Genomic DNA, 16682 nt, shown 5'->3' with positions numbered 1-16682 from the left:
CGGCGACGACACGTCCTGTCGCCACGGTCACCTGCCGCCCTCGGCGGTGCCGTCGTGCTTGCGCAGGTAGTCGCTGAGCTCGTCGAGTTCGGCGCGCACCTGGTCGATGCGGGCGGGCGCGGGGCGCTGCGGCGGCGGGGGCGGGACGACACCGGGGGCGGGGACCGGAGGAGTTGAGGGCTGCGGTTGCGGTTGCGGCAGGAGCGTGGAGGCGTACGGCGGCGTCGGCTGCGGCGTGGGCTGCGGCGTGGGCTGCGGATAGCCGTAGCCGGTGTGGACGGTCGGGCCGTGGGGCGGCGGGTAACCGGCGAACTGCCGCTGCTGGTGCGCCCGGATGTCCAGCACCAGGAAGTACACGCTGCTGAAGAAGCCGAAGAGCAGGACCACCGACATGGCGACGTCGGTCCTGGGGTCGGTCTCCGGCAGCGCGCCGACCACCGCGAAGCACGCGATGGACAGCGGCAGGCTCGCCCAGGCCAGCACCCAGTCCACCGACCGTCCGCGCACAAAGGCGATCCGGAACAGCGGAGCGCAGGCGAGCAGGCCGCACGAGAGGAAGCCGGCGGCGGCGAACAGCACGCGCATGGCGATGACGGTGCCCGAGCTGCGGGCGGGCGGCACCGCGCCGTGGCCGTACATAACGCTCCTGAACCGGGATTCGATGTGGGGTTCGAGCGTATAGGTCGACACCGACAACAGGTCACGGGTTGTACCGAACCGTTGTCGACCTGATCGGTCGGGGAGGCCGTCGGTGGGGCGCGAGGGTCAGTCGGGGGCGACCGTTCCGTCGGTGAGCCCGTCGTACATCCCGCGCACAAGCTGGTCGCCGAGCCGGCCGGCGTGTCTGAGCGCCCGCTCGAACTCGTCGAGCACACGGAAGCGTTCGCCGTAGCGTCGTTGTTCGTCGAGCGGGAGCCGGGGCAACTGGAGCCTGCGCACGTCCAGCCGGGTCGCGGTGGAGGCGTAGCTGCTGGCCTGGCGGTTGTTGGCGGTGCCGCGCAGGAAACCGGCGAGGAACCAGGGGTCGAGCGCCGCCGGATCGGGGCGCAGCAGCACCAGGTTGCGTCCCAGTGCGGCACCCCCGGTCGCCGCGTCGATCACGCGCGCCACCGAGCCGCCGCCGAGCACCGGCACGACGACGTCGCCCGGCTCGGTCAGCACGGCCTCCTCGTCGCTCTCGGGAAGCGTCCCGGAGGGGGCGGCCCCGGAGAGGACGTCGTGGTCGGTGAGCACGGGCACACGCGCGTGTCCGCCGTTTCCCCCCGTGCGCAGCATCAGGGCACCCCCGCGCGCGAGTTCGCCGATGGTGGTGAGCGGCCACCGCGCGGCGTGTCCGGTGTCGGTACGCGGCGGGGGGAGGTCCGCGGTCAGGCGCAGGGTCTCCCCCAGCAACTCGCGCACGGCCGTGAGCTGTTCGGCCCCGTCGGCGGCCGCGGGGGGCGGCAGGTGGCGGGCTGGGGCGAGGTCCACGTCGTCGTCGAGGAGTTCGATGACGGGCAGCGCGCGGGCCAGACCGGGCCGTTCGGTGAATCGGCCGGGTCGTCCGAAGGCGTGCCAGGCGTCGAGGACGGCTTCGCGTACGGGCCGCCAGTCCGGCCCGCCGCGCCCCTCGCCGTGGAACTGCCCCACGTCGACGAGGAGCACCTCCGGCTGCGCGGGCGCCCTTTCCGGGCGGCGCAGCACCCACAGGTGCAGCGGGATGTTGTACGGCGGTGCCGCCCCGACCGGCAGGGCGATCACGGCGCGCAGGGCACCGCGGCGCAACAGGTCGGCGCGGATACGGCGGCCGGAGCGGCGGGACGCTGCCGCGGGCGGCATGAGCAGGACGCCGGCGCCGCCGTCCTTGAGACGGGCGAGGGCGTGCTGGACCCAGGCGAGCTCGGACTCGGCGCGGGCCGGGAAGCCGTATTCCCAGCGGGGGTCGTAGGCGAGTTCGTCGTGGCCCCAGTTGCGCTCGTTGAAGGGCGGGTGGCACAGGACCGCGTCGGCGTGCAGCTGCGGGTGGGCGTCGGCGCGCAGGGTGTCGCCGGTGGCGCCGCGCACGGTGGACCAGGTGTGCAGGGCGAGCCGCAGCGTGGTGAGCGTGGCGAGTTCGGGGGCGCTGTCCTGCGCGTAGAGCCTCTGGTCGGGGCGGGTGGCTGCGGCCCGCAGGAGGGCGCCGGTGCCGCAGGCCGGGTCGAGGACGGTACGGGCGGGGCCCGCGAGGTCGGCCATGAGAACGGCCAGGTCGGCGGGTGTGAGCGTGTATTGGCGCGGGTTGGCGTCGAGGTGCCGGCCGAGCAGGAACTCGAAGGTCTGGCGGGCGCCCAGCTCGGCGGCGAGCTCGGCGACGCCGCGCAGGAGGGGGGCGGAGGGGCGGAGTTCCGGCGCGGTGGGGGTGTGAACGGCGGGGTGGGGTGCGACGGGGGGCGGGGGGTTCATGGGGGCTGTGGGGGGCGTGGGGGGCGCGGGAGTGTTCGCGGCGTTCACAGCAAAGGACTGGTCGGCGGTGGGTGTGTGAACCGGCCCCGGGGTGTTCACAGCGGACGGGGTGCTCTCGGCCGTCCGGCTGTTCGTCGCCTGGGCACTCATCGCCGACTGAGCGCTCGTCGCCGACTCCGGCCCGAACCGTGGTGTGAACACCTCCCGCAGCGCCCCCGGCAGCATCTCCGCGAGGCGCTCGTCGGAACCGGCGCTCACCTCCAGCCAGACCGGCGGGCGGTCGTGGATCAGCAGCAGGACGCAGCCCGCGTGGGTGAGGGCGGTGACCGGGCCGTCGGGATGTCCGGAGAGCTGCTGCCAGACGCGTTCCCGCAGGGGAACCTCGGCGAGTTTCCCCTGCTTGCGCAGCCAGGACTCGACCTCGGCGAGCGCGAAGGACGGGCTGGTCTCGGTGCCGCCGACAGGCTTCGGGAAGTCGGCGTGCCGACGGCGCCAGTTGCTGACGGCCGCGCGGCCCACACCGGCCAGCCGTGCGATACCGGCGGCGGTCACCTCAGTCGCGTTGTCCTGCACCCGCCTGCTCCCCTCGTCGTACGGAACCAGCCCTCGGCCCGCATGTGACGCCGAGCATACCGAGCAAAGCAAGATCCACCCCTTCACGGCCGTGTACACCATGAGTCACGTGAACCATGTTGACTCGGTTCACAGTCTCTGCTCTTATTGACCCAGCGAACGAGCGACCGCCGAGTGGCAGGGGTCGCCGCGTCGGTAGGGGGGACACAGCCATGGGCATGAAGGGCAAGGTCGCGCTGGGCGCCGTCGTGGGAGTCCTCGTCATCGGAGTCGTGTCGGCGAACGCCGGGAACCAGGGGGACGGCGGCACCTCCGGCGGCACCGGCAAGGGCTCTTCGGCATCCGCGAAGCGCGAGGCCGGGGTCGCCGAGAAGAAGGCCGCAGTCTCGGGGGACGGCGACTTCCAGGTCGGTTCGGACATCAAGCCCGGCACGTATCGCACCACCGGCAACAGCGACGGCATGTGCTACTGGGAGCGGGCCAAGGACGCCTCGGGCGAGACGGATTCGCTGCTGGCCAACGACAATGTCACCGGCACCAGTTACGTCACCGTCAAGGCCACCGACAAGCTCTTCAAGTCGAGCGACTGCAACGACTGGGAGGCCGTCGACGAGAAGCCGAAGGGCTCCCCCGCCTCCCGGATGTCCGGCGACGGCGGCATGTTCGGAGTCGGCGCGGACATCGCCCCCGGCACCTACAAGTCCACCGGCAACGCCGACGACTCCTGCTACTGGGAGCGCACCAAGGACGCCGAGCAGGGCATCGACTCGATCCTCGCGAACGACAACGTCAACGGCACGGCCGTCGTCAAGATCAGCGCTACGGACGCCTACTTCAAGACGACCGGCTGCAAGGACTGGAAGAAGACCGGCTGAAGCGGCCCGCGCCCTTCGGTCTCCTTTCGCTCACCACTGGGGCGCGCCCCACACACAGCGCGCCCGCACCTCATCACCTCACCGCATCCCCACCAAGGAATCACCATGCGTCGTACCGCACTCGCCGCGCTCTGCATCGCCGCCGCGGCCACCGCAGGACTCACCGGCTGCCAGTCGGGCCAGGACAAGGCGGACAGCAGCTCGAGCGCGTCCAGCGCATCCGCCGCTTCGGGCAAGCCGGCCGCAAAGAAGGAACCCTTCGCCGGGCTGACCGGCGGCGAAATAGCCGACCGGGCCACGAAGGCCACGACCGGCGCCTCCTCGCTGCGGATGAAGGGCGACATCCCCGACGACGAGAGCGGCGCCACCATCAGCCTCGACGTCCTCCTGAACAAGAAGGGCGAGTGCGCCGGCAGCATCGGCATGGGCGGCAAGGGCAAGGCCGACCTGATCAAGACCGGAGACATCGTGTACATGAAGTTCGACGAGGCGTTCCTCCGCGAGCAGAGCGACGGCGAGTCGAAGGCGGACACCGACGCGGCCGTGGCCATGCTGGCCGGAAAGTGGACCAAGTCGAAGGCGACGGGTGCGGACGCCAAGGAGTTCGAGGGCTTCTGCGACCTCGGCTCGGTGCTCGACGGCGCGGAGGACACCAACTCCGACGCGAGCCGCGGCAAGACGGCCACCGTCGACGGGGCGCCTGCGATCACCCTGCACGAGAAGGACGGCAAGGAGCGCTACACGCTGTACGTCGCCACCGAGGGCAAGCCGTATCTGCTGCGGATCGACAGCACGGCCGGCGCGGACCAGGGGTCCGTCACCTTCAGCGACTTCGACGAACCGGTCCCGACGCAGAAGCCGGCCGGCGACATTCTGGACCTCGACGCCCTGGGTGGCTGAACCACCGGCACGGACGCGGCACGCTCAAAGGGCGTGCCGCATCCACACGTTGGGCTCGACGTACACCGCGTACCCCCGCTCCGGTTCGCACCGCACCGGCACCAGCGCCCCGGGCACCTCGATGTCGCCCTGGGTGTCGAAGGGCAGTCCGGTCCAGCGGCGCCACTGCTCCAGCGAGCCGGACACCGTCATGGAGGCCGGTGCCACGGCGTGCACCTCGGCACCGGCCCGGACGTGCACGCGCAGCCAGGGGTCGTGCGGCAGGCCGTCGGGGCGTACACGGTAGGCGTACTCCTCGATCGGGGTGTGCGGTTCCAGGTGCTTGGCGCTGGGGCGGACGGGGGCGACGACCTCGCTGAAGCCGTGGGCGCGGGCTTGGTCTCGCATCGCCGAGAGCATCCGGGCGGACAGGCCGTGGCCCTGGAGGCGCGGATCGACGACGACCGAGATCGCGCTGACCGTGTCGGGCTGTGCGCCACGCCGCAGGTCGCTGAAGGCCCACACCAGTACCTCGTCCCAGCCCCGGGCGGGCAGTTCACCGCGGTCCTCGGTGTGGAGGGCGAAGGGGACGCTGTGGGCGTGCGCGACGACCTCGCCCCGCTCGTCCTCGGCGAACAGCACGTACTCGGGGAGTTCGCCGGAGATCCGTCCGTAGTGGGCGTTGCCCACAAGGTCCTCGGTCACGAACTCCGGCCAGCTGTCGGCCATGTCGAGGAGACGCTCCCGCATCTCGGGACGCTCGGCGAGACTGGACACCTTCAGCTCCATACGCTCACCGTAGGCGCGGAACCGCCCACCGGAAAGCGTGTTTCCCGCCCGCCGACAGCCCACGACCGCGCGTCCCGAGGCTCCTCAGTCCGCGTGGAACCGCGGCGGCGCCGCCGTCGGGTTGCCGCCCCCCGGGAGTTTCTGGCCGGGGCAGCCCGAGAGGACCTTCTCCATCGCGGACTTCTCGGCGGCCGTGACCCACAGGTCGTACTTCTTCTTCACGGCTACCTGGGCGGACACATACGTGCACCGGTACGCCTTGTTCGGTGGCAGCCAGGTCGCCGTGTCACCGTCCCCCTTGGAACGGTTGGTGCTCGCGTCGACGGCCAGGAGGTTGAGGGGATCGTTGGCGAGCGCTATCCGCTTGCTCGCGTTCCAGTACTTGGCCCCCTTCTGCCAGGCGTCGGAGAGCGCGACCACGTGGTCTATGTCGACCTGGCTGCGACCTCGCCGATAGGTCACCTCCTTGCCCGAGTACGGGTCCGACTCGAGCACGCCGTAGGACACCTTGCAGTCCCCGCCGGTGAACTTCACGTCCTCCAGGTCGCGTTTGAGTATGTCGTCGCGGGTGTCGCAGTCGTTCGAGTCGGTGTCCGCCCACGCGGTGCCGAACCTGTCCCGCTCGTAACCCGTCTTGGGCGCCCGCCCCTTCACGGTGAGCGACTCGGCGGCGGTGAGGGCCGCCCCCGAACCGGCGGCACCTCCGGTCTCCTCAGGCCCACCGGCCCCTGTGGTCGTCTCGGCCTTGCACCCGGCCACGGCGAACACCAGCACGACGGCGGCCGCGGCCCCGCCCCTCAGACGCATCACGTGCGCCCCTCCCCTTGCAACCCGGTCCGCCCCCGCAGGGAGCGCCTTCCCTCGTACGACGTCGCGCACACCGTAGCGAGCGGGCGCACCGCGGCATTCAGGAGGTCCAGACCGCAGCCCTCCCAAGTGGGCATTGCAGACATATACGCCGTATCGTCGTTGCTGAGTCACCTCCGGAAGGAGCTCTGGATGGGCATCTTCGACAGGTTCAAGAGCAACCGCCAGATGCAGGACAAGGGCAAGGACATGTCCGACATGGCGGAACGCAAGGTCAACGACAGGACCGGCAACAAGTACGAGGGCCAGGTCGACGACGCGCAGCAGAAGATCGAGGGGTCGCTCGGCATGGATCGCGACAGGCCCGACCAGCCGTAGGGCCGAAACCCGCACGGAGGACACAGGCCCGCCGGGCGCGGTCCGAGCGGGCTCCCCCACCACACGCTGAACGAGAGGCCGTTCGCGCGGCTCCGCCCCGCGCGGGCGGCTTCGCGTTCCGTAAAGGTCACGCCGGTGGGCCTGCCGGCCACGGCAGCACCGTGAGCTCTGGCCATTCCTCCTTCCAGCGCACGGTCTTGGCCTCGTAGACCTCTCTCGGAGCGAGCACCGGATTGGGCCGGACCACGAGGTTGAACACGTCGGACAGCCCACGGGGAGCGTAGACGCGCCACCGCCCGTCGGGTTCCAGCCGCACGCCCAGACAGCACGTGGTCGCGGCGAAGCGGTCGATGGCGGACTCGGTGGAGTCGTGCGGCGGGCAGGGCACCTTGAACTTCCGCTCGTACCAGAGGTGCACCCGGGCCTCGTTGCGGATCTCCACCTCGGCCCGCAGGCCGTCGAACACCTCCCGGCCCGCCCTGATCACGGCGTCCTCGGCCTCCCAGGAGAGATCGGTGTCGTCGAAGTAGAAGACGTCGTAGTCCCTGATGCCCTGGGCCGGGGGTCTGCCGGTGACCACGTTCCACACGGTCTGGAACAGGCAGCCCCCCGTCACGTACCAGCCCGGCAGGTCAAGCTTCGCCGTCCTGGCCATCACCTCGGTCAGGATCTCGTTGCGGCCGAGCGTGGAACGGAACGCGTCCAGTTGCTCCGTGAGGGGAAGTCGTCCGAGCATCCGTCCTGACTATCACGGTCAGGCCTTGCCGATGCCCAGGGTCGTCTCCGACGGGAGCAGCCCGGAGGACAGCACCGCGACCCAGAAGTCGCCGAGCAGGTCCGCGAGCCGGGTCACGTCGGCCGCACCGAGCAACTGCCACGGTCCGGCCGCGAGTTGGTCGGTGTGGTGTTCCACTTGGTGGCGGAGGTCGCGGCCGGCGTCCGTGGCCTCGCCCTTCTCGTCGACCAGCCCACGGGCCGTCAGGCGCTCGCGCGCGGACTCCCATTCCCCGGCACTCCAGCCTCGGCTCTCGAAGCGCTCCACGGACGCGGCGCCGATCGCGGCGAAGGAGACCAGCGACTCGACCGGGTCGAGGCCGGCCACGAGCAGAGCCGCTATGTGGCCGTCACCGCGGTGCTCACGCAGGACTGTCGCCGCCTGCCACAGCTGGAGGTGCGGAGCCTCGGGCCACTCCAGCTCGGCATTGGCCGCGGCGAGCGGGCGGCCCGCCGTGTTCACCGCCTCGGCGGCGCGCCGGGCGAGAGCGGCGGCCTCCACCAGCTGGGGGCTGTCGACGCGGTCACCGAACATCGCGCGGTAGACCCGGTCGATCCCCCGCAGCCTCGCCGCCAGAACCGCACCGGGCTCGGCGGTCGCCCAGGCGGAGTCGATGTGCTCGGCGACCATGCGGGGACTGAAGCTGTAGAACGCGGACGTCACCCGCTCGGCGCCCACCCGCCCCATCGGCGCGGCACGCAACGGGAAGTAGCTCGGCCAGCGCTCCTTCGTGCCGTACCCGAGCGCCGCCACCTCCTCGGAGACCTCCGGCGCGTAGTAGAGCACCGCGTGCAGGGGTTCCAGCAGATGCCAGAGCTGGCGCACGCGGGTCAGCTCCACTGCGTCACCCGCCCCGCCGGTCTCGACCGCGGTCCTGCCGTCGTGCTTCGACATGCCACACCCCCGTCGTCAGCGAAGTCCCCCGGACTACGCACCCACCCCACAACTTGACACTGACTAGATTGCCCCGGCAGCCCGAACTTGTCAATGCCTAGATTGGGCGTATCCTCTGACCATGGCACCCGCGGAGACAGACCAGCCGAACCGCCCCTACCACCACGGCGACCTGCGCCGCGCGATCCTCACCGCCGCCCTCGACGTCATCGCCGCCGACGGCCCCGCCGGGCTGAGCCTGCGCGACCTGGCCCGCCGGGCCGGGGTCTCGCACGCCGCCCCGGCCCACCACTTCCGGGACCGCACCGGGCTGCTCACGGCGATCGCCGCCGAAGGCTTCGCGCTGCTCGCCGCCGCCGTCAACGACGCCCCGGACCTCAAGGACGCGGGCGTGCGCTACGTACGCTTCGCTCGCGAGCACGCGGCCCACTTCCAGGTGATGTTCGCGCCCGAACTGCTGCGCGCCGACGACCTGGAACTCACCACGGCCCGCGCCCTGGCCACCGACGCCCTGCGCACCTCGGTCTCAGCAGTACGCGCCGACGACTACGGCATCGACAGCCGCCTCGCGGGAGTAGCCGCCTGGTCCCTCGCCCACGGCTTCGCCACGCTGCTCCTCAGCCACAACCTGGACGGCCCGGTCGGCGACCAGGACCCCGAGGAGGTGTTCCGTACCCTCGCGACCACGTTGTTCCGCACGCCCTGAACTCACGGGCTCCTGAAACGGGCTCCTGAGCAGACAGGCCCCTGAGCAGACGGGACTTGGCACTACTCACCGGCGGGCGCGCGCGTGAACGGTGGCCTGGCGGCGGATCACACCATCGAGGCCACTCGGTCGCGATGTGCTGCCGTCACGACCCCAGGATCGACGTCAGGAACTCCCCCACCCAGCCGAGCAACTCCCGCCCGACCAGCGGCTTTCCGCCCACCTTCGCCGTCTTCGGGCGTGGCACCAGCACCTGGTGCGCGGCCGGCTTGATGACGGTGCCCGGGTAGAGCCGCTTGAGCCGCAGCTCCTGCGACTCCCGCAACTCCACCGGTGCGAAGCGGATGTTGGTGCCCTGAAGGACGATCTCGCCGACGCCACACGCGCGGGCGAGCATCCGAAGGCCCGCCACCAGCAGCAGGTTCTCCACCGGCTCGGGCAACTTGCCGTAGCGGTCGACGAGTTCCTCGCGTACGGCCTTGACGTCCTCCTCGGTGTTCACCGAGGCGATCGCGCGGTAGGCCTGCAGCCGCAGCCGCTCGCCCGGCGCGTAGTCGTGCGGGACGTGGGCGTCGACCGGGAGCTCGATCTTGACCTCCAGCGGCGGCTCCTCCTCGACCCCGCCCTCCAGGGAGGCCCGGTAGTCCGCGACGGCCTCGCCGACCATGCGGACGTACAGGTCGAAGCCGACGCCCGCGATGTGCCCGGACTGCTCGCCGCCGAGGAGGTTGCCCGCGCCGCGGATCTCCAGGTCCTTCATCGCGACGTACATGCCCGCGCCCATCTCCGTGTGCTGGGCGATCGTCGCCAGGCGCTCGTGCGCCGTCTCCGTCAGCGGCTTCTCCGGCGGGTACAGGAAGTACGCGTAGCCCCGCTCGCGGCCACGGCCCACCCGGCCGCGCAGCTGGTGCAGCTGGGACAGGCCGAAGTTGTCGCCGCGCTCCACGATCAGCGTGTTCGCGTTGGAGATGTCGATGCCCGACTCGACGATCGTGGTCGACACGAGCACATCGAACTTCTTCTCCCAGAAGTCGACGACGACCTGTTCCAGGGCCTGCTCCGACATCTGGCCGTGCGCGGTCGCGATGCGCGCCTCGGGGACGATCTCGCGCAGGCGCGAAGCCGCCCGGTCGATCGACTCGACCCGGTTGTGGATGTAGAAGACCTGGCCCTCGCGCAGCAGTTCACGGCGGATGGCCGCGCCGATCTGCCTCTCCTCGTACGGCCCGACGAAGGTGAGCACCGGGTGGCGCTCCTCGGGGGGCGTGGTGATCGTCGACATCTCACGGATGCCGGTGACCGCCATCTCCAGGGTGCGCGGGATCGGGGTCGCGGACATGGTCAGCACGTCGACGTTGGCGCGCAGCTTCTTCAGCTGCTCCTTGTGCTCGACGCCGAAGCGCTGCTCCTCGTCGACGATGACCAGACCGAGGTCCTTGAACTTGGTCTCCGAGGAGAACAGCCGGTGGGTGCCGATGACGACGTCCACCGAGCCCTCGCGCAGCCCCTCCAGGACGGCCTTCGCCTCGGTGTCGGTCTGGAAGCGGCTCAGCGCCTTCACGACCACCGGGAACTGGGAGTACCGCTCGGAGAACGTCCCGAAGTGCTGCTGCACCAGCAGGGTCGTCGGCACGAGGACGGCCACCTGCTTGCCGTCCTGTACGGCCTTGAAGGCGGCCCTGACCGCGATCTCGGTCTTGCCGTAGCCGACGTCGCCGCAGACCAGGCGGTCCATGGGGATCGACTTCTCCATGTCCTCCTTGACCTCGGCGATGGTGGTGAGCTGGTCGGGCGTCTCCGCGTACGGGAAGGCGTCCTCCAGCTCACGCTGCCACGGGGTGTCCGGCCCGAAGGTGTGCCCGGGGGCCGCCATCCGCGCGCTGTACAGCTTGATCAGGTCGGCGGCGATCTCCTTGACGGCCTTCTTCGCGCGCGCCTTGGTCTTGGTCCAGTCGGCGCCGCCGAGCCGGTGCAGCGTAGGCGCCTCGCCGCCGACGTACTTGGTGATCTGCTCCAGCTGGTCGGTGGGGATGTAGAGCCGGTCGCCGGGCTGGCCGCGCTTGGCGGGGGCGTACTCGACGACGAGGTACTCGCGCGTGGCGCCCTGCACGGTCCGCTGGACCATCTCGATGTAGCGGCCCACACCGTGCTGTTCGTGGACGATGTAGTCGCCCGCCTCCAGGGTGAGCGGGTCGATCGTCTTGCGGCGCCGCGCGGGCATCCGGGCGCCGTCCTTGCCGGCCGCCTTCTGCCCGGTCAGGTCGGTCTCGGTCAGGACGGCGAGTCTCAGCGCCGGGTCGACGAAGCCGTACTCGATGGAGCCGCACGCCACGTGCACGACGGACGGGCTCAGGGACGCGAGCTCCGCGTCGAGGCGGGCCGCGATGCCCTCGCCGCCCAGCACCTCGACGGTACGGGCCGCGGGGCCGTGCGCCTCGGTCACGAAGACCGCGCGCCAGCCGTCGGCGAGCCAGCCCTTGGTGTCGGCGAGCGCCTTGGCGGTGTCGCCGCGGTAGGTCTCGGGGGCGTGCATGCCGAGCTTGAGGGTGTCCGCCTCAAGCTCGAGATCGGCCGCGAACGGCGACACCGACCACCACATCATGTCCAGCTCGCGCGCGCGGTCGCGGACGTCGGCGATGGACCACAGGGAGGCCGCGCCGACGTCGATGGGCGCCTCGCCGCCGCCCGCGGTGGCCGCCCAGGATGCCTGGAGGAACTCCTGCGAGGTGGCCACGAGGTCGGACGCACGCGTGCGGACCCGCTCCGGATCGCACACCACGGCCATGGAGCCCTTGGGCAGGACGTCGAGCAGGAGCTCCATGTCGTCGACGAGGACGGGAGCCAGGGACTCCATGCCCTCCACGGCGATCCCCTCGGCGATCCTGCCGAGCAGTTCACCGAGCTCCGGGTGCTCTTCGGCGAGGGCACGCGCACGTGCGCGTACGTCGTCCGTCAGGAGCAGTTCGCGGCAGGGCGGGGCCCACAGGCCGTGCTCGGCGACCTCCAGGGAGCGCTGGTCGGCGACCTTGAAGTAGCGGATCTCCTCGACGTCGTCGCCCCAGAACTCGACGCGCAGGGGGTGTTCCTCGGTGGGCGGGAAGACGTCGAGGATGCCTCCTCGGACGGCGAACTCGCCCCGCTTCTCGACGAGCTCCACGCGCGCGTACGCGGCGGCGGCCAGGGCCTCCACGATCGCGTTCAGGTCGGCGGTCTGTCCGGTCCGCAGGGCCACCGGTTCCAGGTCGCCGAGGCCCTTGACCTGCGGCTGGAGCACGGACCGTACGGGTGCGACGACCACGGAGACCGGGCCGGTCTCGGGGTCGTCGGGGCGGGGGTGGGACAGGCGCCGCAGGACGGCCAGACGGCGGCCGACGGTGTCGGAGCGGGGGCTGAGGCGCTCGTGCGGGAGGGTCTCCCAGGACGGGTACTCCACGACCCCCTCCGAGGGGAGCAGGGAGCGCAGGGCCGCGGCCAGGTCTTCCGCCTCACGGCCCGTGGCCGTCACCGCGAGGACGGGACGGCCGGCCTCGCGTGCGAGGGCGGCGATCGCGAAGGGGCGGGCCGCCGGGGGGCCGACCAGGTCGACGTGCATGCGGTTGCCGTCCTGGGCCGCCGTGATCGCTTCCGCGAGGGCGGGGTCCTTGACGACGGCGTCGAGCAGACCGTGCAGGCTCATTCTGGGCGGCTTTCGTCCGGGGGGTTTCTGGGGGGTGGGCAACGCGAAGGGCCCGACACAACGAAGGGCCGGGGGCTCTCCAGCCTACGACGGCGTCGGCCCGGCCGCCGGAGCCTGTGGACAACCCCGCCTCACCCGCGGGTGCCCTGTGGACGGCGAAACACCCGCGGGGGCCCGTGGACACCAAAAAGGGACACCAAAAAGGGACACCGAAGAAGGACACCGAAAAACCCGGCGCCGAGAAGTCCCCCGTGACTTCTCGGCGCCGGGCGTTCCCCCGGTCCCCCCGTTCTCAGGGCGGCTACTCGGTCGCGATCGCCTTCAGGACGTTCATCCGGCCCGCCCGGAACGCCGGGATCAGGGCGGCGAACAGGCCCACGAAGGCCGATCCGACGAAGACCGCGATGATCGTCGGCCAGGGAATGTCCAGGACCTTCAGACCCTGCAGGGCGAGGAGCTTCTGGGCGGTCGCGCCCCAGCCCATGCCCAGCCCCAGGCCCAGCAGTGCGCCGAAGAGCGCGATCACCACCGACTCCATGCGGATCATCCGCCGCAGCTGGCGCCGCGAGAGGCCGATCGCCCGCATGAGGCCGATCTCCCGGGTCCGCTCGACCACCGAGAGCGCCAGGGTGTTCACGACACCGAGGATCGCGACGATGATCGCGAGGGCCAGCAGGCCGTAGATCATGTTCAGGAGCTGCCCGATCTGGTCCTTGAAGGCTTCCTTGTAGTCGGTCTGGTCGCGCACGGTGTACTGCGGATAGTCGTGCAGCGCCGACTTCAGCGACTTGTACGCGGTGTCCTGCTGCCCGTCCTTGGCGTTGGCGAAGACCAGCTGGTCGAGCGGCATCTTGTCGGCCGGCACGTATGTCGCGAGGGTGGCGGTGGAGATGTACTTCGAGCCCGCGTCGATGAGTCCCTCGCTGCTCGTGATGGCCCGCACCGTCAGGTTCGCGGTCGCGCCGTCCTTGAAGGCGACCTTGATCTTCGACCCGAGGTGGATGGCGTGCGCCTTGGCGAACTTGTCGTGCACGGACATCGAGTCGGGCCGGTAGGCGTCGGCGAGTTTCCCGGCGACCGTCTTGGTGCGCAGGACGGTCGCGTACGTCGGGTCGGCCGCCGTGATGTCGGTGTCCTTGAGCGTCCTGCCGTCGGGGGTCGTGTAGTCGGCCTCCGTGCTCTTGTACTCGGTGACCTGCTCGAGGCCGGGCGTGTCCCGGATGGCCTTCACGGCCGCCGGCGTGACCATCTGGCCGCTGTCGGACTGGACGATGAAGTCCGTGCCGACCGTCTTGTCGAGCTCGTCCGTGGCCGAGGCGACCATGGAGGAGCCGACGACCGACAGGCAGGCGACCAGCGCGAGGCCGATCATCAGCGCGGCGCCCGTGGCTCCCGTACGGCGCGGGTTGCGCAGGGCGTTGCGCTCGGCCATGCGGCCGACGGGGCCGAACACCCTGAGGACGACCGCACCCAGGACGCGCACCACGCCACCCGCGAGGAGCGGGCCGATCACGACGAAGCCGATCAGGGAGAGCACCACACCGAGGGCGAGCCACAGGGAGCCCTCCTTGGCCTTGTCGGCCGCGGCGGCGAGGTAGAGCGCGTAAGCGCCGCCACCGGTCAGGAGCGTGCCCACCAGGGCCCGTACGCGCCCCGCCTTGGCGTCCGCGGGGGCGCCGGCGTCACGCAGGGCGGCCATCGGCGAGACCTTGCCCGCGCGGCGGGCCGGCAGCCAGGCGGCGAGGACGGTGACGACCACACCCAGCAGCAGGCCGACCAGCGGAGTCGTCCAGGCGACCGTCAGATCGCTGGTCGACAGGTTCATGCCCATGGAGCCCATGAGCTTCATCAGCCCGATCGCGAGCCCGACGCCCGCGCCGACCCCGAGCACCGACCCGAAGACGCCCAACAGCAGCGCCTCGACCAGCACGGACCGGTTGACCTGCTTGCGCGAGGACCCGATCGCCCGCATCAGGCCGATCTCCCGGGTGCGCTGGGCGACCAGCATCGAGAAGGTGTTGATGATCAGGAAGATGCCGACGAGGAAGGCGATCCCGGCGAAGCCGAGCATCGCGTACTTCATGACGTTCATGAAGCCCTCGACGTCCTTCTGGTTGGCGTCGGCGGTCTCCTTGGCCGTCTGCACCTTGTAGGTGCCACCGAGTTCGGCGGCGACGTTCTTCTTGAGCTGTGCGTCGGTGACGCCGGTCGCGGCCGTGACGTTGACGTTGGTGAACACGTTCGACTCGCCGACGAGCGTCCGCTGGGCGGTCTTCGTGTCCAGGTAGAAGATCGCCGCGCCGGGGTTGGTGACCTGGAACTCGGCGACACCGGAGATCTTCGCGGTGTGCGTGCCGACCGCGCTGATGACACCGATCTCGTCGCCGAGCTTCAGGTGGTGCTTGTCGACGGTGTCCTTGTCGACCATGACCTGGTCCGCGTTCTTCGGCGCCGAACCGGAGGTGACCTTCATGGTGCGGGCGTCGTTGCCGTTCCAGCTGCCGACGATGGTCGGGCCGCCGCCGGACGGCGAGAGGCTGTCCTTGTCGGCGTCCACCACGGTCACCGAGGTCGAGAAGACGGTCCCCTCCGCCGACTTCACGCCCTGCGCCTCGCGCACCTTCGTCAGCACCGAGGCCGGCATGACCGGCGGCTTGCCGTTGTCGGAGGTGGTCTCGCCGCTGTCGGAGGCGCCCTTGGCGCTCACCGTCACGTCCGAGGACGTGGCCGCGAAGAGCTTGTCGAAGGTGGTGTTCATGGTGTCGGTGAACACCAGCGTCCCGCAGACGAAGGCGACCGACAGCAGGACGGCGACGGCCGACAGGGCCATGCGTCCCTTGTGCGCGAAGAAGTTGCGCATGGAGGTCTTCATGACGGTCATGACGTGCGCCCCCGGGCGTCGAAGTCCTTCATGCGGTCCAGGACGGCCTCGGCGGTGGGCTTGTGCATCTCGTCGACGATCCGGCCGTCGGCGAGGTACAGCACGCGGTCCGCGTACGAGGCGGCGACGGGGTCGTGCGTGACCATCACGATGGTCTGCCCGAGTTCGTCGACGGAGCGGCGCAGGAAGCCCAGCACCTCGGCACCCGCGCGCGAGTCGAGGTTTCCGGTCGGCTCGTCACCGAAGATGATCTCGGGGCGCGCGGCCAGGGCGCGGGCCACGGCGACGCGCTGCTGCTGTCCGCCGGAGAGCTGGGTGGGCCGGTGCCTGAGCCGGTCGGAAAGGCCGACTGTGTCCACCACGCGCGCCAGCCACTCCTTGTCGGGCTTGCGCCCGGCGATGTCCATGGGCAGCGTGATGTTCTCGAGCGCGTTGAGCGTCGGCAGCAGGTTGAACGCCTGGAAGATGAACCCGATCCGGTCCCGGCGCAGCTGCGTGAGCTTCTTGTCCTTCAGGCCGGTGATCTCGGTGTCGTCCAGGTGGATCTGACCGCTCGTCACGGTGTCGAGCCCGGCGAGGCAGTGCATGAGGGTGGACTTGCCGGACCCCGAGGGGCCCATGATCGCGGTGAACTGTCCGCGGGCGATGTCCACGTCCACGTGGTCGAGGGCGACGACACGGGTCTCACCGGACCCGTACGCCTTGACGACCTGCCGAGCCCGCGCGGCAACGGCCGTACGCCCTCCAGTGCCCCCGTGCCTGGTGATGGTTACAGCCGATGTCACGGTATGTCTCCTATATCGGTCAGTCAGTGAGCCGCCGGGACCGCCCGGCGTTCGGTCGGGTGCTGGTGTCTTGCTCGGTACGGCGTTCAGTCTGGTGCCGCGGGGCGGTCCGGCGCGCTGGTGCTCAGCACCCTCTTCTCCGGGGGAAAACCCCACCCCCGTCCATCCGGTCGCCCCTCCCCCCACCGCTCCCCAGCGGCGTAAAGCCAGGTTAAGGACGGCCCCGGGCCCTTCTCCTCCTCC

The 16682-nt window shown here is 70.7% G+C and carries 13 protein-coding genes; 4 read left to right on the top strand and 9 right to left on the bottom strand.

What is annotated here, in order from left to right:
• Positions 1 to 27 precede the first annotated feature (27 nt).
• Together ABZT06_RS28860 and ABZT06_RS28855 are read right to left on the bottom strand one after the other, a co-directional pair.
• The gene (locus ABZT06_RS28860) at positions 28 to 639 is read right to left on the bottom strand and encodes a hypothetical protein (RefSeq protein WP_355747031.1); all 612 of its coding nucleotides are present in this window, start codon (positions 637 to 639) and stop codon (positions 28 to 30) included.
• A 126-nt stretch (positions 640 to 765) separates the two neighbouring features.
• Positions 766 to 2994: an N-6 DNA methylase gene (locus ABZT06_RS28855; protein WP_355747027.1), complete on the bottom strand. Its 2229-nt coding sequence runs from the start codon at positions 2992 to 2994 to the stop codon at positions 766 to 768.
• Between the two features lie 212 nt (positions 2995 to 3206).
• Between ABZT06_RS28855 and ABZT06_RS28850 the strand changes: the two genes are divergently transcribed.
• Both ABZT06_RS28850 and ABZT06_RS28845 read left to right on the top strand, forming a co-directional pair.
• Complete coding sequence (locus tag ABZT06_RS28850; protein WP_355747024.1) at positions 3207 to 3869, top strand: hypothetical protein; 663 nt, start codon at positions 3207 to 3209, stop codon at positions 3867 to 3869.
• Positions 3870 to 3974: 105 nt separating this feature from the next.
• A complete protein-coding gene (locus ABZT06_RS28845) occupies positions 3975 to 4769 on the top strand; it encodes a hypothetical protein (protein WP_355747020.1) in 795 nt (264 codons plus the stop codon).
• Between the two features lie 24 nt (positions 4770 to 4793).
• On the opposite strand, the gene ABZT06_RS28840 is transcribed toward ABZT06_RS28845, so the two are convergent.
• Both ABZT06_RS28840 and ABZT06_RS28835 read right to left on the bottom strand, forming a co-directional pair.
• Positions 4794 to 5537, bottom strand: coding sequence for a GNAT family N-acetyltransferase (locus ABZT06_RS28840; protein WP_355747017.1), 744 nt, complete (start codon positions 5535 to 5537; stop codon positions 4794 to 4796).
• An 84-nt stretch (positions 5538 to 5621) separates the two neighbouring features.
• A complete protein-coding gene (locus tag ABZT06_RS28835; RefSeq protein ID WP_355747326.1) occupies positions 5622 to 6344 on the bottom strand; it encodes an HNH endonuclease family protein in 723 nt (240 codons plus the stop codon).
• Positions 6345 to 6536: 192 nt separating this feature from the next.
• Here ABZT06_RS28835 and ABZT06_RS28830 point away from each other — a divergent pair, with 192 nt between their 5' ends.
• Complete coding sequence (locus tag ABZT06_RS28830; RefSeq protein ID WP_355747014.1) at positions 6537 to 6722, top strand: Rv0909 family putative TA system antitoxin; 186 nt, start codon at positions 6537 to 6539, stop codon at positions 6720 to 6722.
• Between the two features lie 127 nt (positions 6723 to 6849).
• Here ABZT06_RS28830 and ABZT06_RS28825 read toward each other — a convergent pair whose 3' ends face one another.
• Positions 6850 to 7458: a nucleotidyltransferase family protein gene (locus ABZT06_RS28825; protein WP_355747011.1), complete on the bottom strand. Its 609-nt coding sequence runs from the start codon at positions 7456 to 7458 to the stop codon at positions 6850 to 6852.
• Positions 7459 to 7476: 18 nt separating this feature from the next.
• A complete protein-coding gene (locus ABZT06_RS28820) occupies positions 7477 to 8391 on the bottom strand; it encodes a hypothetical protein (RefSeq protein ID WP_355747008.1) in 915 nt (304 codons plus the stop codon).
• A gap of 121 nt (positions 8392 to 8512) precedes the next feature.
• Here ABZT06_RS28820 and ABZT06_RS28815 point away from each other — a divergent pair, with 121 nt between their 5' ends.
• The gene (locus tag ABZT06_RS28815) at positions 8513 to 9097 is read left to right on the top strand and encodes a TetR/AcrR family transcriptional regulator (protein WP_355747005.1); all 585 of its coding nucleotides are present in this window, start codon (positions 8513 to 8515) and stop codon (positions 9095 to 9097) included.
• 145 nt (positions 9098 to 9242) lie between these two features.
• On the opposite strand, the gene mfd is transcribed toward ABZT06_RS28815, so the two are convergent.
• From mfd to ABZT06_RS28800, 3 genes are all read right to left on the bottom strand, one after another.
• A complete protein-coding gene (gene mfd / locus ABZT06_RS28810; protein WP_355747002.1) occupies positions 9243 to 12773 on the bottom strand; it encodes a transcription-repair coupling factor in 3531 nt (1176 codons plus the stop codon).
• A gap of 301 nt (positions 12774 to 13074) precedes the next feature.
• Positions 13075 to 15654 carry an FtsX-like permease family protein gene (locus tag ABZT06_RS28805; RefSeq protein ID WP_355746999.1) on the bottom strand — a complete coding sequence of 860 codons (2580 nt, stop codon included), beginning with the start codon at positions 15652 to 15654 and terminating at the stop codon, positions 13075 to 13077.
• On the bottom strand, positions 15651 to 16439 hold the full coding sequence (locus ABZT06_RS28800; RefSeq protein WP_355746996.1) for an ABC transporter ATP-binding protein: 789 nt from the start codon (positions 16437 to 16439) through the stop codon (positions 15651 to 15653). Before ABZT06_RS28800 ends, ABZT06_RS28805 begins: the two co-directional genes overlap by 4 nt.
• Positions 16440 to 16682: the final 243 nt, after the last annotated feature.

The sequence above is a fragment of the Streptomyces sp. NPDC005483 genome, assembly GCF_040606035.1.
GTDB lineage: Bacteria > Actinomycetota > Actinomycetes > Streptomycetales > Streptomycetaceae > Streptomyces.
This window is presented reverse-complemented; position numbering and strand designations above follow the sequence as displayed.